21 protein-coding genes are annotated in these 18,558 nt (G+C 41.4%); 3 read left to right on the forward strand and 18 right to left on the reverse strand.

Going from position 1 to position 18,558, the window contains the following annotated elements:
- Positions 1-97: 97 nt before the first annotated feature.
- The 9 genes from NSU13_RS10995 to NSU13_RS11035 all read right to left on the reverse strand — a co-directional run bounded on the left by NSU13_RS10995 (position 98) and on the right by NSU13_RS11035 (position 9,502).
- A complete protein-coding gene (locus NSU13_RS10995; protein WP_254733929.1) occupies positions 98-1,504 on the reverse strand; it encodes a glycoside hydrolase family 1 protein in 1,407 nt (468 codons plus the stop codon).
- Positions 1,488-2,834, reverse strand: coding sequence for a PTS cellobiose transporter subunit IIC (celB, locus tag NSU13_RS11000; RefSeq protein WP_024428031.1), 1,347 nt, complete (start codon positions 2,832-2,834; stop codon positions 1,488-1,490). The genes NSU13_RS10995 and celB overlap by 17 nt, the downstream gene beginning before the upstream one ends.
- A gap of 25 nt (positions 2,835-2,859) precedes the next feature.
- Positions 2,860-3,192 (reverse strand): PTS lactose/cellobiose transporter subunit IIA, encoded by a 333-nt coding sequence (locus NSU13_RS11005; protein ID WP_024422904.1) that lies wholly within the window; start codon positions 3,190-3,192, stop codon positions 2,860-2,862.
- 3 nt (positions 3,193-3,195) lie between these two features.
- Positions 3,196-3,507 carry a PTS sugar transporter subunit IIB gene (locus NSU13_RS11010; protein WP_024422905.1) on the reverse strand — a complete coding sequence of 104 codons (312 nt, stop codon included), beginning with the start codon at positions 3,505-3,507 and terminating at the stop codon, positions 3,196-3,198.
- Positions 3,508-3,844: 337 nt separating this feature from the next.
- Positions 3,845-4,630: an SDR family oxidoreductase gene (locus NSU13_RS11015; protein WP_034280292.1), complete on the reverse strand. Its 786-nt coding sequence runs from the start codon at positions 4,628-4,630 to the stop codon at positions 3,845-3,847.
- A gap of 12 nt (positions 4,631-4,642) precedes the next feature.
- Positions 4,643-5,491 (reverse strand): GRP family sugar transporter, encoded by an 849-nt coding sequence (locus NSU13_RS11020; RefSeq protein WP_034280777.1) that lies wholly within the window; start codon positions 5,489-5,491, stop codon positions 4,643-4,645.
- A gap of 116 nt (positions 5,492-5,607) precedes the next feature.
- Positions 5,608-7,017 carry an NADP-dependent phosphogluconate dehydrogenase gene (gene gndA, locus NSU13_RS11025; RefSeq protein ID WP_034280291.1) on the reverse strand — a complete coding sequence of 470 codons (1,410 nt, stop codon included), beginning with the start codon at positions 7,015-7,017 and terminating at the stop codon, positions 5,608-5,610.
- 98 nt (positions 7,018-7,115) lie between these two features.
- Positions 7,116-8,360, reverse strand: coding sequence for a DNA polymerase IV (locus NSU13_RS11030; RefSeq protein ID WP_342490034.1), 1,245 nt, complete (start codon positions 8,358-8,360; stop codon positions 7,116-7,118).
- Positions 8,361-8,509: 149 nt separating this feature from the next.
- Positions 8,510-9,502: a carbon-nitrogen hydrolase family protein gene (locus NSU13_RS11035; RefSeq protein WP_342489517.1), complete on the reverse strand. Its 993-nt coding sequence runs from the start codon at positions 9,500-9,502 to the stop codon at positions 8,510-8,512.
- Between the two features lie 180 nt (positions 9,503-9,682).
- On the opposite strand from NSU13_RS11035, the gene NSU13_RS11040 reads away from it, so the two are divergent.
- Positions 9,683-9,964: a hypothetical protein gene (locus NSU13_RS11040; RefSeq protein WP_024422910.1), complete on the forward strand. Its 282-nt coding sequence runs from the start codon at positions 9,683-9,685 to the stop codon at positions 9,962-9,964.
- A gap of 66 nt (positions 9,965-10,030) precedes the next feature.
- Positions 10,031-10,810, forward strand: a complete 780-nt coding sequence (locus tag NSU13_RS11045) for a membrane protein insertase YidC (RefSeq protein ID WP_342490035.1) — start codon at positions 10,031-10,033, stop codon at positions 10,808-10,810.
- A gap of 36 nt (positions 10,811-10,846) precedes the next feature.
- On the opposite strand, the gene NSU13_RS11050 is transcribed toward NSU13_RS11045, so the two are convergent.
- From NSU13_RS11050 to mce, 4 genes are read right to left on the reverse strand one after another with little or no spacing between them, the layout of a single operon-like run.
- Positions 10,847-11,311, reverse strand: a complete 465-nt coding sequence (locus tag NSU13_RS11050; RefSeq protein WP_034280289.1) for a chemotaxis protein CheW — start codon at positions 11,309-11,311, stop codon at positions 10,847-10,849.
- A 14-nt stretch (positions 11,312-11,325) separates the two neighbouring features.
- Entirely contained in the window at positions 11,326-12,447 is a 1,122-nt protein-coding gene (locus NSU13_RS11055; RefSeq protein WP_034280287.1) for a tripeptidase T, read from the reverse strand.
- A 16-nt stretch (positions 12,448-12,463) separates the two neighbouring features.
- Positions 12,464-13,927 (reverse strand): acyl-CoA carboxylase subunit beta, encoded by a 1,464-nt coding sequence (locus NSU13_RS11060; RefSeq protein ID WP_081338913.1) that lies wholly within the window; start codon positions 13,925-13,927, stop codon positions 12,464-12,466.
- The gene (mce, locus tag NSU13_RS11065) at positions 13,920-14,342 is read right to left on the reverse strand and encodes a methylmalonyl-CoA epimerase (RefSeq protein WP_061109331.1); all 423 of its coding nucleotides are present in this window, start codon (positions 14,340-14,342) and stop codon (positions 13,920-13,922) included. Before mce ends, NSU13_RS11060 begins: the two co-directional genes overlap by 8 nt.
- 101 nt (positions 14,343-14,443) lie before the next feature.
- Between mce and prli42 the strand changes: the two genes are divergently transcribed.
- Positions 14,444-14,536, forward strand: coding sequence for a stressosome-associated protein Prli42 (prli42, locus tag NSU13_RS11070; protein WP_149126490.1), 93 nt, complete (start codon positions 14,444-14,446; stop codon positions 14,534-14,536).
- A 38-nt stretch (positions 14,537-14,574) separates the two neighbouring features.
- Here the strand turns inward: prli42 and NSU13_RS11075 are convergent, their stop codons facing one another.
- The 5 genes from NSU13_RS11075 to NSU13_RS11095 form a co-directional block, all read right to left on the reverse strand.
- On the reverse strand, positions 14,575-15,084 hold the full coding sequence (locus NSU13_RS11075; protein WP_034280283.1) for a L,D-transpeptidase: 510 nt from the start codon (positions 15,082-15,084) through the stop codon (positions 14,575-14,577).
- 52 nt (positions 15,085-15,136) lie between these two features.
- On the reverse strand, positions 15,137-16,090 hold the full coding sequence (locus tag NSU13_RS11080; RefSeq protein WP_024422917.1) for an aromatic acid exporter family protein: 954 nt from the start codon (positions 16,088-16,090) through the stop codon (positions 15,137-15,139).
- Positions 16,091-16,209: 119 nt separating this feature from the next.
- Positions 16,210-16,932, reverse strand: coding sequence for an amino acid ABC transporter ATP-binding protein (locus NSU13_RS11085; RefSeq protein ID WP_034280282.1), 723 nt, complete (start codon positions 16,930-16,932; stop codon positions 16,210-16,212).
- The gene (locus tag NSU13_RS11090; protein WP_024422919.1) at positions 16,925-17,581 is read right to left on the reverse strand and encodes an amino acid ABC transporter permease; all 657 of its coding nucleotides are present in this window, start codon (positions 17,579-17,581) and stop codon (positions 16,925-16,927) included. Before NSU13_RS11090 ends, NSU13_RS11085 begins: the two co-directional genes overlap by 8 nt.
- Positions 17,582-17,696: 115 nt before the next feature.
- Complete coding sequence (locus tag NSU13_RS11095; RefSeq protein ID WP_041086095.1) at positions 17,697-18,461, reverse strand: transporter substrate-binding domain-containing protein; 765 nt, start codon at positions 18,459-18,461, stop codon at positions 17,697-17,699.
- Positions 18,462-18,558: the final 97 nt, after the last annotated feature.

Consider the following 18,558-nt stretch of genomic DNA (forward strand, 5'->3'; position numbering starts at 1 on the left):
ATGTGAGCTTAAAAGGTGCCAGCCATTTTTGTTTCATCCACTTACCGTCACATAAGAAAAATACTTGCTCTTTTCAAGGAAAGAGCAAGTATTTGGATTAAAAACCGTTATTCTTTGAAACGGATTGAAACCAGTATCCGCTTTTCTTAATCGTTCGTTTCCCGTCTTTTTGAAGATCAACTGAGACAAATCCATAACGATTTTTATATGCATTCGACCAGGACCAGTTGTCCATAAAGGTCCATAGATGATAGCCTTTCACATTGCTTCCTTCTTGAATGGCTTGATGCACCCATTTGAGATGCTCAGAAATAAAGTCAATGCGGTAATCGTCATGAATCATTCCTTCTTCATCCTTAAACCGCTCTTCTCCTTCGACGCCCATTCCATTTTCAGATATAAAGCATTCAATATTATCATAGTCTGTTTGAACTTTTTTCAGTATGTCGTAAATGCCCTTTTCATAGATTTCCCAGCCTCGGTACACATTCATTTTTCTTCCCGGCATCTCAAAAGAATCAAAATAATGGTTCGGCATAAATGGTGCTTGAGGATGCGGCATATGCTCTTTCGCTTTCACTCTTCTTGGCTGATAATAGTTGATGCCTAGAAGATCAATCGTATTCTCTCGAATGAGCTCAAGGTCCTCTTCTTCCATACTTGGCATAAAGCCTTCTTTCTTTAAGACTTCTACTAGCTTTTCCGGGAAATGCCCCTTCACCGCAGGATCTAAGAAAGAACGGTTAAAGAAAGCATCGGCCATCTCTGCTGCTTCTACATCGCGCGGATGCTGGCTTCGCGGGTACGAAGGAGTCAGGTTTAGGATAATGCCAATCTTACCGCCTTGCTGCAGCTTTTTATAAGCCGCAATCGCCTTCGCATTTGATAAAAGTTCATGAAAACCGACCTGTACAGCCTTTTGGAAATCGACTTCGTTTGGATAATGAAAGCTATACATATATCCGCCTTCTACAGGAACAATCGGTTCGTTATGGGTAAACCATTTTTTCACCCGGTCGCCAAATAATTGGAAGCATAATGTTGCATAGCTCACATAATCATCGACCACCTGTCTGTTCACCCAGCCGCCTTTCTCCTGCAACGCCATTGGCATATCGAAATGGTATAGGTTCACAAATGGCTCGATATCATGTGCAATCAGTTCATTGATCACATCATTATAAAAAGACACCGCTTCTTCATTCACAGCACCTGTTCCTTCAGGTAAAAGGCGTGACCATGAAATCGACAGCCGAAATGAATTGTGGCCAATTTCTTTCATGAGACGGATATCCTCTTTATATTTTCGATAAAATTGAGATGTCACGTTCGGCCCTACGCCATCAAAAAAACGAGTCGGCTCTTGTTCAAACCAATGATCCCAAATGTTCGGTCCCTTTCCATCGCCGGGGACGCTGCCTTCTGTTTGCGTCGCAGAAGCAGAAGATCCCCACCAGAACCCTTCTGGAAATGTGTATGATTGCTTATTAGTTTCCATCGACATGTATTGAGTCTCCTTCACCTTTGATGTTTGCTGCCTTCGTTTTTTCTGTTGTCGTTATTTTTTCATTTTTCACATTCATACGGTCAATAAATTTCAGGAACGGGAACCAAATGACAAACACAATCATCAGGTTAAACAACTGAAGCAGACCGCCCGCTAGTGAATTTGTTGCCATCATTCCGCTAATAAAGATCGGCACTGTCCATGGGATATTCACGCCTGTCGGCGGCGGTACAATCCCTGATGCCATCGCAAAATAAGTAATACATGTAATGACCATTGGCGCCAAAATCCACGGAATGAGAATAAGCGGATTCATGACAATCGGTAAACCGAAGATAATCGGTTCATTGACGTTAAATAATCCTGGTCCTAAGCCAAGCTTGGCTACTTGTTTTAATTGCTTACTTTTCAGGAAAATTAAAATCGTAAACACAACAGCAAGCGTCATACCGGTTCCACCCATTCCAACCGTATAGATTTCAATAAACTGCTTGCTGATAATATTAGGAACCTCACCTGTTTTTGTGTAGCTCTCTAGGTTTTGAATGGATAATGTATTCCAAATCGGATCCATGACAGAGTTGATAATAATTTGGCCGTGGAGCCCAAAGAACCAAAGAATTTGTATAAAGAAAACCGCGATCAAGGTCGGAATGATACCGCTTCCAAGACCAACAAGCGGCGCCTGAATGGCATGATAAATCAAATCATGCATATTTGTTTTGAAGCCTTGTGTAATGATGATATTAATGAGCAAAAAGGTTGTAAGTGTCAAAGTAGCCGGGATCAGTGCAGCAAAAGACTTGGAAACAGCTGGCGGAACCCCTTGCGGCATATTGATCACAAATTTCTTTTGGACAAAATAACGATAAATTTCAGCAGACAAAAAGCCTGTGATCATTCCTAGGAACATCCCCTTTGCACCTAAACGATCAACTGGGATAACGCCTGCAATCGTTGCACCGCCTTCTTGTTCTAGTAAAAACGGAGTTAGAAGCAAGAAAGAGGCTAAAGCAATCACGCCGCCAAAGACAGCTTCTACATCATAGCTTTTTGATAAATAGTAGCCAATCCCAAATACAACAAACACACTCATAATGCTGATGGTCGCACTTGGTGCGATATTCAGTGCAGACTGGACGCCCTCCAGTACGGTTTTACTCATGATTCTATCTAAAAATGGCAAATTCATCAGCACAACCATAATGGAACCAAAGATGGTGAGCGGGAACGCAAGCATAAAGGCATCACGTAATACGCCTAAATATCGGTTGTTGTTCAATCTCCCAGCAATCGGAACCAAAATGGCACTTATTTTATCAAACATTGGTTTCCCCCCTTGTTTACACCCTTTATTGTTTAAGCGATTGGAATATCGGCAGAAGCTCTCCCACAAGCTCCTTGATGGTAATGGTCGACATTAAATGATCTTCAGCGTGCATGAGCAATAAGGAAAAGGATGTTGTTTCTCCGCCTGCCTCTTTCTGCACGAGTTGAAAATGGATGTCATGTGCAAGCCGTAAATCTTCTTCCGCTTCTTTCATATGACTAAAAGCTTCTTCTTCTAGACCTTCTCGATATTGTTTCAGAGCCTGAAGCAATTTGCTGCGTGCATTCCCGCTGTGTAAGATCAATTGAAAGCTCACTTGTTCCTCCGTGAGCCCTTCGAGTGTTTTCTTTTCCATCCTTTAAGATTCCCCCATCAATGTAAGTGCCTGTTCATATGCTTTTTGTCCATCGGCAAGCCCGTATGCCTGCATATCAATGACCTCTACCTCAATCCCGTATTTTGTTGCTTCTTTTTGGAGGTCTCCTTTTAAAAAGCTCATTTGCGGTCCGATTAACACAACATCTGCATTCGCCATTTCTTTTTTTGCTTGATCTTGACCAACTGCCCAAATTTCTGCTTCGTCCCCAATTGAATCGGCATGTGCTTTCATTTTTGTCACTAGTAAACTCGTAGACATTCCCGAACTGCATGCTAATAAAATACGTTTCATTTCTCTCACCCCATCGTTGTAATAAAAGCGCTTCCAATTAATATTATATATTTTTATTTTTAAATGTCTAGACATTTAATTTCATTTGTCTGTATTTAATATAAAAAAGAGCGTATTTTACGCTCGTTCAGATTGTTGACAAAGGGCTAAAATGCTTGATTTTAGCCCTTTGTCTTCTTTTCAGCCTGATAGAAAACCTTTGCAGCCCTAGGAAGGACGAGCACAGGAGCGGAGCGAATTTGACATTCGTGAGCACCGGAGCGCAGACCTGACACCGAATGCGAGGGTTTGTCTACACGCTGAAAGAGCGTATTTTATGCTCTTTGTCTTCATTGTCTTATCCTTTTCCTGCCTGGAACCCAGGATACTTTGTCATGCCGCCGTCTACATATAACGTCAAGCCGGTAACATAGCTTGCTTCTTTTGATGCCAGCCAGACAGCACATGCTGCAACTTCTTCCGGCTTTCCAATATAGCCGATTGGAATCAGCTCAATCACGCCTTTTTTCAATGCTGGATCATCGAATTTCTCCGCATTAATCGGGGTATCAATAGCGCCTGGTGCAATGCTGTTTACACGGATTTTTTTAGGGGCATATTCAAGCGCCAATGTTTCTGTCAAAAGCTTGGCGCCTCCTTTACTGGCTGCATAATGCACGAAATGAGGCCAAGGAATTTGCTGATGAACCGACGACATATTAATGATCGAGCCTTCTATCCCATGATCTGTCATATACTTCAGTGCATCACGGCACCCTAGAAACATGCCTGTTAAATTGGTAGACATTACTTTGTTCCAATTATCCAGCGTCATTTCTGTAGAGGGTACTTCATTTTCAATGCCTGCGTTATTGATCATCACATCAAGACTGCCGAATGTATCAACGGCTTTATCAATCATCGCCTGCATATCCTCTTCCTTTGATACGTCTCCCTTGATTTTCACAGCCTGTCCGCCATGTTTTTGAATATCTGCAATGGTTTCATCCGGATTTTCTTTATCGGAGAAGTAATTGATCACCACATTGGCTTTTTCTTGTCCAAATCGGCGGGCCATCGCTTGACCAATCCCTGTACCTGCACCTGTAATCAGAACTGTTTTTCCTTCTAAATCTGGATACATTCGTGTAACCTCCTATTTTGTAAAGCCTAGCAGCACACCGCCTGCAATAATCATCAAGCAGCCTGCAATGACAAAGCTTGTTCTAGATGCTTTCTCTTTTAATAAGTAAATGCCGCCTAGTGTTGAGATAACAATCCCTGTTTGTGACATCGAAAAGCTTACGGCTACGCCGATTAATGGAATGGCCAAAAGCAGACCAAGATTTCCTGTTGACCAAACAAGACCGGCAATGATATTTCTAAACGTATATTTACTAAATGGATCCTGCTTTAAACTAATCGCTAAGGATGAAAGCAGCATGCCGACGGATTGCGGGACAAGTGCAGACCAGCCATCAATATCAAACCATCTTAAAATGACGACATATCCGACGTAGCCAACGGTTGAGATGAGCAGAATAATAATCCCTTTTTTAAAATTGCCTCTGCCATCCCCGCCGCCATTCTTTTTTTGACCGAGCGATGTCATCACAACACCTGCAATGATCAGTAAAATGGCGCAAGAACCAATGAGTATGACCGTCATCGTCTGCCATTCTTTGAAGACCATGACACCAAATAGCGTTGTGCTCACAAGCTGCATGCCCGTTGATAAAGGAACCGCTTTAGATACACCGAGAAAAGCAACACTTGAAAGCTGATTCATTTGTCCAATACTCCAGAAGATGCCTGAAATGACGGAAACCGCAAAAATAAGCGGTGTCAGCTCTGGCATTTTGATGAAAAACGCTGCAATCGAAAATAAAAATGCGCCGAGCGTAATGCCGAGGGTTTGCTGATACGCATTCCCGCCTAGTTTGACACTGATGAGAACAATACTTCCCCAAAATATCGCTGGGAGAAGTGCATATAAAATGCCCACTTCTATCCCTACTTTCTTGTCTTTTTTACATAGCATCCCTCTTTTTCACATTTTTAGCCGAAAAGATACAAACAAAAAAACCTTACCAAAGGTAAGGTTTTTCAGTCGTTCTCTATTTATTTCATCCATTCAGTATGGAATACGCCTTCTTTATCTGTGCGCTCATACGTATGTGCACCGAAATAGTCACGCTGTGCTTGAATTAAATTCGCTGGAAGGACAGCTGTGCGATAGCTATCAAAGTAAGCAAGTGCACTTGAGAATGAAGGAACAGGAACTCCTTGTTCCACTGCAAGTGAAATGACTTTACGAAGTGATGACTGATAGTTTTGAGCAATATCCTTAAAGTATGGATCAAGCAATAGGTTTTTCAGTTCAGGATTACGGTCATATGCTTCTTTAATTTGTTGTAAGAAGGCTGCACGAATGATACATCCGCCGCGGAAGATCATCGCAATTTCACCGTATTTTAAATCCCAGTTATATTCATCAGACGCTGCTTTCATTTGCGCAAAGCCTTGTGCGTAAGAGCAGATTTTACTCATGAATAGGGCTTTTCTAACCGCTTCGATCAGCTCTTGTTTATTCTCAGCTGATTGCGCTGGCTCAGGACCTTCGATCAATTGACTTGCTTCCACACGCTCATCTTTCATTGCAGAAATGTAGCGCGCAAAAACAGACTCAGTAATGATTGGAAGCGGGACACCTAGATCAAGTGAGCTTTTGCTTGTCCATTTTCCAGTTCCTTTTTGACCAGCTTTATCTAAGATAACATCCACAAGCGGCTGGTTTGTTTCTTCATCCACTTTTGTGAAAATGTCAGCTGTAATTTCGATTAAATAGCTGTCAAGCTCGCCTTTATTCCACTCTGAGAATACTTCATGAAGCTCCGCTGCTGACAAACCAGCAACATGCTTCAAGATAAAGTATGATTCAGAGATCAATTGCATATCCCCATACTCGATACCGTTATGAACCATTTTGACATAATGTCCTGCTCCATCTGGGCCGATATACGTTGTACAAGGCTCGCCATCTACTTTCGCAGAGATCGCTTCTAAGATTGGTTTCACTAGCTCATGCGCTTCTTTTTGACCGCCTGGCATGATGGAAGGGCCTTTTAGCGCGCCTTCTTCACCGCCGGAAACACCTGTACCAATGAAGTGAATACCACTCTCTGCAAGCTCTTGGTTACGTCTTTGTGTATCCTTGTAATATGTATTTCCACCATCAATTAAAATGTCACCTTTCTCTAGGTGAGGAAGTAATGATTGAATGGTTGCATCTGTTGCTGCACCAGCTTTTACCATTAAAAGAATTTTACGCGGTGTTTCAAGCGACTGAACAAATTCTTCGATGCTGTATGTGCCAACAACGTTTTTTCCTTCTGCTTCTTGAAGAAACTCTTCTGTTTTGCTGCTAGATCTGTTATAAACGGATACGGAGAAACCGCGGCTTTCAATATTGAGGGCAAGGTTTTTCCCCATAACGGCTAGTCCAACCACACCGATTTGTTGTTTTGACATAATTCTGACGTCCCTTCTAACACACTATATTGATTACTGCTGAAATGATGTACCCTTTGAAATTACCACAACATCACCTCTTTTATCAAGTTTTCAGGCTAGTCATTTCCTCTTTCGTCCTGAAAAAAATCTTTATTAAAACTTGTCCCGCTTGTTTTGCTCTCTTTTTCCTTAATGGTGATCCCTCTTTGCACCAATGACTTTCCATATTTTTTCTTCAGTCCATCTAAAATGGTTTGGAGGGGCTCTTCTTTTGCATCTTCTGTATATGAAAATAAATCAAGCTGTTTAACAGCTGCTTTTCGTTCGACAAGGTCTGTCCCCGTCACACCTAAGAGCCTCACTGGCTGGTCATTCCAATGTTTAAGGAATAACTGCTTTGCCGCTTCAAATATATCTTCCTTTCGATCCGTTGGATTCGTGAGCATGACACTTCGCGTGATATTTTTCCAGCTTGCATACCGAATCATGATGAGCAGACGATTTGCCATCACTTCTTTTCTCCTTAACCTTGCACTCACAGATTGTGACAGCTTATCAATTAACGTGACAAGTTCATCTGAATCATCCGAATCATGAGGCAGAGTGGATGAATTGCCGACGGATTTAAATTCGTATATTCTTTCTGGATCCACGATGCCGTCATGTTCACCATTCGCCTTTTGCTTTAATCTCGGTCCATTAATGCCAAGCAATTCTTTTAGCGTATACTCATTCGCTTTCGCTAAGTCTTCAATAGTATGAATTCCGATTTTCTTTAATTTATCTGCCGTTTTTTGTCCAACCCCGTGCATGTCACCAGCAGGGAGCGGCCAGAGCATGTTCGGAACATCTCGTTTACGCAATATGGTGATGCCCATTGGCTTTTTCCAATTAGACGCCATTTTCGCTAAAAATTTATTCGGTGCAATGCCGATACTTGAAGGTAGCATCAGCTCCTCTACAAGCCTTGTTTGAATATCATGAGCCGTTTTTACCGCATGCTCGGCATATGGTGTATGCGTTAAATCAATATAGCCCTCATCAATTGATACAGGTTCGACTAAATCACTGTATTCTCTTAGTATTGTAAACATCTCTTGTGAGGAGCTGCGGTATCGGTCAAAGTTCGGTGTGCGGACAATGAGTCCCGGACATAGCCGCTTCGCCTCCCATAAGGGCATCGGGGGCTTCACACCTAGTGCTCTTGCCTCGTAGCTGCAAGTCACAACAATCCCTTTACGCTCTTTTGCATTTCCGCTGATGGCTAAAGGTTTCCCCCGCAAAGAAGGATCATACGCCATTTCTACATTGGCATAAAAAGCATTCATGTCTATATGAAAAATAATATTTGACATTGGCATAACCCCATTTTCTTGTCTACCTGTATTTTGATCAGCTGTTTCCTCATATATCAAACATGATGGATCTCTTTTATGCTCAATTATACATTGATTTATTTCATCTTTCCTCAAAAAAACCTTCTCTAAAACAGAGAAGGTTCCACTTTCATTTACACTTTTTCTTCAAGTATACCATGTTGATATTGAATGTCCTCATATGTGAATACTTCATTTTTTTGATGATATAATTGTTTCACAACCGGAGTGGGCTGTTGATTAAAATTCATACTCAAACTTTGATTGGAGTAGTGTCCAGCCGGATCAATATAATACTTGTAATCAATGACTCTTTCTACATCAATTTCAGCGTACGCAATTCCCTCTGTTTCAGCTGGAACCATATCACTGATCGGTTCCCCATCCGGCCCGTAAATGCACGTATGCCCGCTCTTAAATGTTTCAAAGTAATCTCTTTGGTCCTGCGTTAAGCAAATCATCTCTTTCATTTCTTCCGTATATATAGATGAAGTCATCAGCACAAATGTCTGTGTCGCGATGGCATAATATCTGCTTGAAATTTCATCGTCAAAATAACCTGGCCAAGAGGCTACATGTACCTGCTCATTTTGGGCATTCATCGCCATAAGATCAAGTGGAACTTGATGCTCCCAGCACATCAATCCGCCAAGGTTTCCAATGTCAGTTTGAAACACCGGCATCATACTTCCACTTCCGTCCCCCCAAATGAGTCTTTCTGCTACAGAAGCTCTCATTTTCCGATGTTTTCCAATTAAATCCCCATTCGGATTAAACCAAAGCTGAGCTAAATAGAGAGAGCCGCCATCTTTTTCACTGCATGATATACAAACGTACGTTTCATTTCTTTTTGCTGCCTCACTGATTTTTTGAATGGCTAAGCTAGGGATTTCAACTGCATTTTTATATAATTCATGATAGAACTTTCTTGTGTATTCTGGATGACCAATAAAAGCAAACCAAGGATAACCAGGTAAAAATGCTTCTGGGAATGCCACAAGCTTTGCACCATTTGAAGCTGCCTCGTCGATCAGTTCACATGATTTCTCAACGGTTGCTTCCAAATTTAAGTAGACAGGTGCTGCTTGTACCGCAGCTGCTCGAAACTTTGGGTAAATACTTATCATATTCAAAACCTCCATTTCTTTTCATCCCCCTCATTATAGGATAGGAAATATGAAGTTTGGATGACATTTACTATTTTGTACAAAATAAGGAATTTTATTTAATAGAGAAAACACGTGGTTCTGTTAGACATTTAACCATGTGTATAGTACACTGTGAGTAATGAAATGGATGTGATAATCATGATTATTGATACATTCAATGAAGTCTTTTTCCTTGTTGAATTCTTTACGATTATTCTTCCAGCGCTGACGGCCATCGGCATTGCGTTTTTACTAAAAGACTGCCGTATGAACGAACACCTTGGTGGACATCGTTTGGAAGAGTTGGACGCATCTTGCTTGAATCGAACAGACTTTCTGTTTATCATATATGATCGCATTACAACTTGGATTAGTAAAGTCATTCGAATGAAAAGATCATCTAATGATGATGAAGACCATTCGCTTCCTCTCACTAATTAAATTTTTTAATCATGAGGAGGAAACGAATTGAAACGTTTATTGACTGTTTTTACGACTTTATGTTTGATGATGATTGCGTCACCTGCATTTGCAGCGAGTGCGCAAACGAATACGAGCTCTGATGGGTTTTTCCATCATTATTTTGTTCAGCCTTTTTCTGAGCTGATCATTTGGCTTGCGAACTTTTTCCATGATGATTATGGTTTATCCATTATGTTCGTCACCTTGATTGTCCGCCTGCTGATTTTCCCGCTTTTTGCGAATCAATTTAAGAAGCAAAGAGTCATGCAGGAAAAAATGGCACTGGTGAAACCTCAGATTGACCAAATACAAAGCAAATTGAAGAAAACGAAAGATCCTGAAAAACAAAAAGAACTGCAAATGGAAATGATGAAAGTATATAAAGAGAACAATGTGAACCCGCTGGCAATGGGCTGTCTGCCTATGCTGATTCAAATTCCAATTGTTCTTGGCTTTTACTCAGCGATCCGCTCAACACCTGAGATCGCAACTCATACGTTCTTATGGTTTAACTTAGGACAAACCGATTTATTGGTAGCGATTTTTGCAGGGGCTATGTATTTCTTGCAATTTTATGTGACGCAAAAATATGCGAAGCAATCAGGCACCCAGACAGAGGCTGCGCTGAAGCAAGCGAAAGTAATGGGCATGATTTTCCCAATCATGATGCTGTTTCTTTCAATTAATGCACCCGCTGCTCTTCCTTTATACTGGATGACAAGCGGACTACTACTCACGATTCAAACGATTATTTTAAATGTCATGTACCAAAAATCAAAAACGAAAGCTGCGGCTAACGAACAAGCCAAACCAGCTGCTGAATAAAAATAAACCCCTTATCTAAAGATAAGGGGCTCTTCATTATGCCAACTCTTCTTTCAACCGGTCTGGCAATTGATCGAGGTCCTCAATTTTCCCAAGGAACTTATTTGGGTCCACTTGTAAAATCATTTTGTTTTCTCTCTCCACAACGCCGAAGAAATATTCAGAGGCCTTCGTGTTCATATGAAATGGCTTGATCTCGCTCTGCTCGATATCGATGATATCTTTTGCATCTGAGACAAGACAGCCAATCATTTGATCGTTAACTTCAAATAACAGCACCTTTGACTGCTCGTTCACATCAAGAGGCTTTCCGTGAAGCATCACACCTGTATCACTGACAGGAATGACCTCTCCTCTTAATGACATCAGCCCTTTAATTTCTTTTGGAAGGTTCGATACTTCTTGTAAGTAAGGGACCTTTTCAATCGAACGAATATGCTCTACACTGATGCCAAAATCCTCTTGTCCCACCTGAAAAATAATAATCTTTTGCGTGCTCACAGAGTCTCCTGCCTTTACGATGGATTTGTCGTTTCTTCGATAATGGCGAGAACCATTTCAGCTGTTTTGACTAATTCTTCAATCGGCATTTTCTCATTTTTCGTATGAATATCTTCATATCCAACAGCTAGGTTGACAGTTGGGACGCCGTTGCCAGCAATGACGTTTGCATCACTGCCTCCGCCGCTCGTCTGCAGTTCTGAAGGACGGCCAATTTTTTCTGCCGCTTTTTTCGCCACTTCTACGACTTGATCGCCGTGTGAGAATTTGAAGCCTGGATACATGATGTCAATTTGTACATCGGCACTTCCGCCCATTTCTTTAGCGGTTTTTTCAAAGGCTTCTTTCATCTTCGCTACTTGAGCTTCCATTTTTGCTGGTTCTAAAGAGCGTGCTTCCGCCAAAATATCAACTTGATCGCACACAATATTCGTTTGTGTTCCGCCTTCAAAACGTCCGATATTCGCCGTTGTTTCTTCATCAATCCGGCCAAGCGGCATACTGGCAATTGCTTTAGATGCAATGGTAATCGCAGACACACCTTTTTCAGGCGCGACACCTGCGTGAGCTGTTTTTCCGTAAATCGTTGCGCGTACTTTTGCCTGTGTTGGTGCAGCTACGATAATCGTACCGACCTTACCATCTGAATCAAGGGCATAGCCGTATTTCGCTGTCATCAAATTCGGATCTAACGCTTTTGCTCCAACAAGTCCTGATTCCTCACCTGCTGTGATAACAAATTCAATCGTCCCGTGCGGTAAATTTTTCTCTTTCAGCACGCGAATCGCTTCAAACATAGCAGCAAGTCCTGTTTTATCGTCAGCGCCAAGAATGGTTGTTCCATCTGTTTTCACATAGCCGTCCTCAATGACTGGTTTTACGCCATTCCCCGGTACAACTGTATCCATATGAGAAGTGAAATAAATCGTATCTGCCTCTTGATTTCCTTCTAATGTGCAGACAAGGTTGCCTGCGCCGTGGCCTGTTACCGCTTTTGAATCGTCTTCAACCACTTTTAGACCAAGCTGCGAGAATTTTTCTTTTAGGACTTCAACAATTTTCTCTTCGTGTTTTGTTTCTGAATCAATCTGAACTAATTCTAAAAATTCGTCTAGTAAGCGTTTTTCATTGATCATAATGATGCTCCTCCTCTTATAGCGGCATGTTGCCATGCTTTTTTAACGGTCTATCTTCTTCCTTACTGCGAAGCACATCAAATGAGCGGATCAATCGCTCTCTCGTTTCAGCCGGCATGAAAATATCGTCTATCAGACCTGCCTGAGCCGCTTTCCATACACTTGGTTTGTTCTCAGTCTCGCGCGAAGCAGGATGAACGATTTCGTCTGCGAACGTTTTCCCCATGACATCAATTTCGGCCTCTGGCCATGCATAAACAAAGTCAGCGCCTAAGCCCTTGCTATTCATCGCGACATATGCACCGCCAAACGCCTTTCTTAAAATCACAGTGATTTTTGGAACGGTTGCTTCAGCGTACGCATATAAAAGCTTTGCACCGTGGCGGATAATTCCCGCATGCTCGGCTTTCTCCCCTGGTAAAAAACCAGGAACGTCCACAAGGGTTAAGATCGGAATATGAAATGCATCGCAAAATCGAATAAACCTGGCCGCTTTATCGGCCGCGTCAAGATCAAGGCTGCCTGCCAGCACCTTTGGCTGATTGGCAACAACACCAATGGAAGCTCCTTGTAGTCTGGCAAAACCAGTGACAATATTTTTTGAGAAACAAGGCTGCGTTTCAAAGAATGAGTCTGGATCGGTTATCGCTGTCACCACTTGTTTGACATCATAGGTGCGTGATGGATCCTTTGGCAAAATGCTGCCTGGATCAGCGGTATCTTGCTTTCGTGCTTCAGCCTGCATGACAGCCTGCTGTTTCGTTGGTATGTACGTTAAAAGAGTTCGAACCGCTTTTAACACTTCCTTCTCATCTTCCCCAGTATAGTGCACATTTCCGCTTGTCTGATGCTGAACACTTGCACCGCCAAGACGGTCAGGACAGACCGTTTCTCCTGTTGCCTTTTCTATTACTTTCGGACCAGTTAAAAACATATGAGCTGTTTGGTCTGTCATGAAGACAAAATCAGTCAATGCAGGAGAATAGACTGCACCTCCAGCACATGAACCTAAAATAACAGATATTTGCGGGATTAGACCAGAGTACAGCACATTCCGTTTAAAAATCTGTCCGTATCCTTCTAATGATACCACACCCTCTTGAATTCTCGCACCACCTGAGTCTTTTAGACCGATGACCGGCATCTGATTCTTAGCTGCCAGATCCATTAAAGAGGTAATTTTTTTCGCATGCATTTCGCCTAATGAGCCCCCATATACGGTTGCATCTTGTGCATAAACACAGACAGGCTTACCATGAATGAGTCCCGTTCCAATGACGACACCGTCACCAACATGCTCTGACAGACCGCCTGTTGCAAATGACTGAATTTCCATCAGGCTGCCCTCGTCAAGAAGTTCATGCAGCCGCTCTCGAACCGTCAGCTTTCCTTTGCTTCTGTGAGCGGCTGCTCGTTTTTCGCCGCCGCCCATTAACGCTTTATTCCGCCATTCAGTCAAGTCATTGAACGATTCATTCATCGCAATGTTTCTCTCCTTTCAAGGACCCGCACAATTCAAATAACACACCTGACGTTTCTTTAGGTGAAATAAAGGCAATCTGCTTTCCGCTGGCGCCCATCTGTGCTGTTTTTTGGAGAAGCTGCACGCCAAGGTGATCGAGACGGCTAAGATCCATTTGAATGTCATCTGACTTTAACGCAATATGATGGAGCCCCTCTCCTCTTTTTGTTAAAAAGGTATGTAGTTTACTGCGGGCTGAGATGGGCTCAATTAATTCAATGTGCAGATCATCAAGTAAAGCGAAGGACGCTTTAATCTCCTGCTCAGGAATCTCTTGTATGTCTGAAAAATGCCAGTTAAATAGCTGATGAAGCGTTTGAGATGTTTCTTTAATAGAAAAGACGGCAATGGCAATATGATCGATTTGGTTCATCCGTTCACTTCCTTTGCTGATCACTTGTCGCATATGAAAAAACCAGATAAAATAAAGACAAGTGCGCTTGTCGCAAAAATCTTCGGTTATAGGGGTGCGATATGTCTCAAAAATTCATGAAATTTATGGTATTGCTTATGATTAGCCTGCTGTTAGTTTCTTCACTTTTAGCAGGAGCAGCAGCCTTTTTATAAGGTTTGAATAAAAGCAGACAAGCAGGTGATTCGCGATATCAACGAATGGCCTGTTTGTCTTTGGCAAGCTTTTCAAAGGAATCGCTTGAGGTTGTAATCCATACCTTTGTACCAATTGGAAGCTGATCAAACAATCGCTCTACATCTTGATTATGAAGCCTTACACAGCCTGCTGTGATAAATTTCCCAATCGAAGTTTCGTCACTCGTTCCGTGAATTCCGTAGGTTCTGCCATCTGTTCCTCGTGCATCAAATCCAATCCATCTTCGCCCAAGAGGATTATTTTTTGCACCCCCTTCAATATTCTTTCTTCTATAATAGGGATCTTTCGCTTTGATCATAATCGTAAATTCACCTTCTGGCGTTAAATCTGCTGTTTTTCCTGTAGAGGCAGGATATACTTTTTGAATTTTCCCTTGATCAATAAAGGCAAGTTCATTTGTTTGTTTATTAATAATGACAAATGGGTCACCTGGAAGCGGGTTTTGTCCAAGCGGCCAGATTGGTGAAAGGGACATGGTCAGTACGGTATAAAATAAAAGACGCATAGGCTCCTCCTTTTTCATTAGATTGACCAATGAAGGAGGAACTCATGCGTCTCTATTCTTTCATCCCTTTAAAATAGCTTTTCAGTACTAAATATTGTTCCATTTCACCAAGGAAATGAAAGAGTGCCGCTCTTGCCTCAAATTCTTCTCGTGTTTGCGGGAGCGGAAGTGCATCGAACTCTTCTTTCATATCAATGAGACGTCTTAAAAACTTATGCGCTGTGTTCCCTGGGTGAATATGTTCGCGTAAGTCTCTAATGTATTCTGCAATGATTTGTCCATGCTCCGTTGTGACGGAAATCGACGTAATTTTAGGCAGCACACGCTCAATGATTTCAAATTGCTTTTGTCTCATGTTGAAATAATGATAGTACAGGTTTTCATGTCTTAATACATGGTTTTCAACATCACGATATGCAAGAGCTTTTGCTTCTTTAATCAATTGATGTGTCTCTGGTATTTCTTTTCCTGTCCAGTCTTGTTTCCCTGTCATTAAGTATTGCTCGATTTCCTCAAAGATTTTAGCAAAGTTGGCTTCAATCTGTTCGCTGTAGCGTTTGAGCTTTTTATCAACACTTGGCATATAGAGGTTCATAATCAGCGCTACCCCAACACCAATGGTAATCAGCAGCAGTTCATTCCAAATGAGATGCAGGGTAATCCCGCCAGACATGTATAAATGGAGGATAATGACTGAACTTGTGACAATCCCTTCTTTAATTCGAAGCAGAACCGTTGTCGGAATAAAGACAAGCAGCATCAAACCGATCACAAAAGGATGATACCCAATCAGATCAAAAAATAAATAAGAAAATAAAATGGCAAGACTGCATGCTGCAAAGCGGGCTCCCGATGCTAACAGGGATCTTTTCTTTGTCACCTGAATACACAGGATCGTAATAATCCCGGCAGCTGAATAATTTTGCAAGCCAAGCAATTGAGCAATATAAATAGCGATCGCTGTTCCTAATGCTGTTTTCAGCGTTCGGTAGCCGATTTTAAACATGATGTGATTCACTCTTTTCTGTCTTGTTTCCATTCACTTTTGTGAAATGATGAACTTTTTTTACTTTCCCCATTATAATCAAAAAAAGAAGGAGATGTTAAGTCTCCTTCTCTTTTTCTTTATAATATTTTTTGTAAGAAGTCTTGCGCACGCTGTGAAGACGGTGATTCAAAAAATTGTACAGGGTTTGCATCCTCTACAATTTTCCCATCATCCATAAAGATCACGCGGTCAGCCACTTCTTTTGCAAAGCCCATTTCATGTGTGACGATGACGAGTGTCATTCCAGATTGAGCCAGCTCTTTCATGACCTCTAATACTTCCTTGACCATTTCTGGATCTAGGGCTGACGTTGGTTCGTCAAACAGCATAATGTCTGGTGTCATCGCAAGCGCACGCGCAATCGCCACACGCTGCTTTTGACCGCCGGACAAACGGTTCGGGAAATCATCTTTTTTCTCTAAAAGCCCTACCTTTTTGAGCAGGTCTTCAGCTTGTTTGATGCTGTCTTCCTTCGATTGATTCTTCACATTCATTGGCGCATACGTGATATTTTCCAGCACCGTTTTATGCGGGAACAGATGGAAATGCTGAAATACCATTCCGATGTTCTCACGCACTTTTAGTGCATTCGTTTTTGGGTTGGTGATTTCGGTGTCCTTAATCGTAATGACACCAGAAGTCGGCTTTTCAAGTAAATTGATGCAGCGAAGGAACGTCGATTTTCCTGAACCAGATGGTCCAATGACCGCAACAACTTCCCCTTCTTTAATGGTGGTGTCGATCCCCTTTAAAACTTCATTTTTACCAAAAGATTTTGTGAGTTTCTCTATTTTAATCATTTGATTTTAACTTCCTTTCCACCGATTTGCCGACAAAGGTGAGAACAAGCACGATGACATAATAGATAAGACCCGCAAAAATAAGCGGTTCAAGATAATTATACGTAACGGCCCCTGCTTGATAGGCTCGTCTCATGACATCACCCAGTCCGATGACTGTTACAATCGCTGATTCTTTTGTCAGTGTAATCGTCTCATTCACAAGTGCAGGTGAAATATTTTTAAACGCCTGCGGAAGCAATAAGTCCTTCATCATTTTAGCATAAGGGATGCCTAAAGCAACGGCTGCTTCTTTTTGACCTTTATCAATGGCATTAATACCCGCACGAATAATTTCAGATACGTATGCCGCCGAGTTGAGTGAAAATGCCGCTACAGCAGCCCAGTATTGGTCGATTTGAAACCCAAGAAGCTGAGGCAGACCAAAATAAATAATGAGCAATTGAAGCACAAGCGGTGTGCCTCGGAAAATTGACGTATAAAAATCTGCAAGCCAAATGAGCGGTTTAAACACACTAATTTTACAAAGCGTTAATAAAATTCCTAAGATAAATCCAAGTAAAAGGGATACCACTACTATAGAAAGCGTGACCTTAAGTCCTTCTAGAATAAAGGGCATCTGAGGTATTACATCTTTAAAATCAAACATGACATTCTCCTTTTTTCTGCCTTCATACAAAACAGGAAAAAAGTTCAACATGAGTTGAACTTTTCAGCGCTTTTCTACTTGATTTTCTTGAATGACGCTGATCCTTTTTCCTGACTTACTTTTCATCAGCAAACCATTTTTTAATTAATTTATCAAGTTCGCCATTATCTTTCATTTCATTTAATGATTTATTGAATTTCGCTGTTAAGTCGCTATTTTTCTTGAATGCAATGGCTGAACCTTCGTTTGAGCTGTTCAATCCAAATGCTTGGAAGTCTTTTTCCTTTTTCAAGTAACCAGCAGCTACTTTATCTTCAATTATGGCTGCATCAAAACGGCCTGCTTTAATCTCTTGAATGATATCAGAAATTTTATTACGGTCTTCAACTGTTAGGTTATATTTCTTTTGCAGTCCATTTGCTTCATCCTGTTGAATAGAACCTAATTGAACGCCGACTGTTTTGTCTTTTAAATCTTTCTCTGCCTTAATACCGCTAGATTTCTTTGATACAACCAAGTTTTTAGCATTGTAATAAACATCAGAGAAATCAACTTGCTTTTTACGTTTTTCTGTAGGTGTCATTCCTGCAAGGACAATATCAGCTTTGTTTGTTTTGAGGGCTGATACAAGGCTAGCAAAGTCCATATCTTGAATTTCTAGCTTGTAGCCGTTCTTTTTCGCTAGTGCTGTTGCAAGATCTACATCAAAACCGACAATTTTATCTCCGTCTTTTGATTCAAATGGCGGATAATCTGCTGATGTCGCCATCACGAGTGTCTTGTCATCTCCTGATGCGTTTGAATTATTAGAAGAAGTTCCGCATGCCGCGAGTGCAGCTGCAAGACCAGCTGTCATAAGTAATAATAACCACTTTTTCATATGATGATGCCTCCCAGTATTTAAAATCATGTATTGATTTGAATATTTATTCACTATAATGTATTTTAAACACTTTCTTTTTAAGATGCAATAGTAT

It is taken from the genome of Bacillus sp. FSL M8-0049, assembly GCF_038593355.1.
Taxonomy (GTDB): domain Bacteria; phylum Bacillota; class Bacilli; order Bacillales; family Bacillaceae; genus Bacillus; species Bacillus safensis.

Coding starts and splice junctions, on each gene's coding strand:
- NSU13_RS11015 (WP_034280292.1), bottom strand. CDS start 4,630: ATGTATCCAGATTTAGAAGGAAAAACAGTTCTGATTACAGGTGCAGGT.
- celB (WP_024428031.1), bottom strand. CDS start 2,834: ATGTTTGATAAAATAAGTGCCATTTTGGTTCCGATTGCTGGGAGATTG.
- NSU13_RS11010 (WP_024422905.1), bottom strand. CDS start 3,507: ATGAAACGTATTTTATTAGCATGCAGTTCGGGAATGTCTACGAGTTTA.
- prli42 (WP_149126490.1), top strand. CDS start 14,444: ATGTCTCAAAAATTCATGAAATTTATGGTATTGCTTATGATTAGCCTG.
- NSU13_RS11040 (WP_024422910.1), top strand. CDS start 9,683: ATGATTATTGATACATTCAATGAAGTCTTTTTCCTTGTTGAATTCTTT.
- NSU13_RS11080 (WP_024422917.1), bottom strand. CDS start 16,090: ATGTTTAAAATCGGCTACCGAACGCTGAAAACAGCATTAGGAACAGCG.
- NSU13_RS11005 (WP_024422904.1), bottom strand. CDS start 3,192: ATGGAAAAGAAAACACTCGAAGGGCTCACGGAGGAACAAGTGAGCTTT.
- NSU13_RS11085 (WP_034280282.1), bottom strand. CDS start 16,932: ATGATTAAAATAGAGAAACTCACAAAATCTTTTGGTAAAAATGAAGTT.
- NSU13_RS11035 (WP_342489517.1), bottom strand. CDS start 9,502: ATGATAAGTATTTACCCAAAGTTTCGAGCAGCTGCGGTACAAGCAGCA.
- NSU13_RS11075 (WP_034280283.1), bottom strand. CDS start 15,084: ATGCGTCTTTTATTTTATACCGTACTGACCATGTCCCTTTCACCAATC.
- NSU13_RS11060 (WP_081338913.1), bottom strand. CDS start 13,927: ATGAATGAATCGTTCAATGACTTGACTGAATGGCGGAATAAAGCGTTA.
- NSU13_RS11030 (WP_342490034.1), bottom strand. CDS start 8,360: ATGCCAATGTCAAATATTATTTTTCATATAGACATGAATGCTTTTTAT.
- NSU13_RS11045 (WP_342490035.1), top strand. CDS start 10,031: ATGATGATTGCGTCACCTGCATTTGCAGCGAGTGCGCAAACGAATACG.
- NSU13_RS10995 (WP_254733929.1), bottom strand. CDS start 1,504: ATGTCGATGGAAACTAATAAGCAATCATACACATTTCCAGAAGGGTTC.
- gndA (WP_034280291.1), bottom strand. CDS start 7,017: ATGTCAAAACAACAAATCGGTGTGGTTGGACTAGCCGTTATGGGGAAA.
- NSU13_RS11055 (WP_034280287.1), bottom strand. CDS start 12,447: ATGATCAATGAAAAACGCTTACTAGACGAATTTTTAGAATTAGTTCAG.
- NSU13_RS11095 (WP_041086095.1), bottom strand. CDS start 18,461: ATGAAAAAGTGGTTATTATTACTTATGACAGCTGGTCTTGCAGCTGCA.
- mce (WP_061109331.1), bottom strand. CDS start 14,342: ATGAACCAAATCGATCATATTGCCATTGCCGTCTTTTCTATTAAAGAA.
- NSU13_RS11090 (WP_024422919.1), bottom strand. CDS start 17,581: ATGTTTGATTTTAAAGATGTAATACCTCAGATGCCCTTTATTCTAGAA.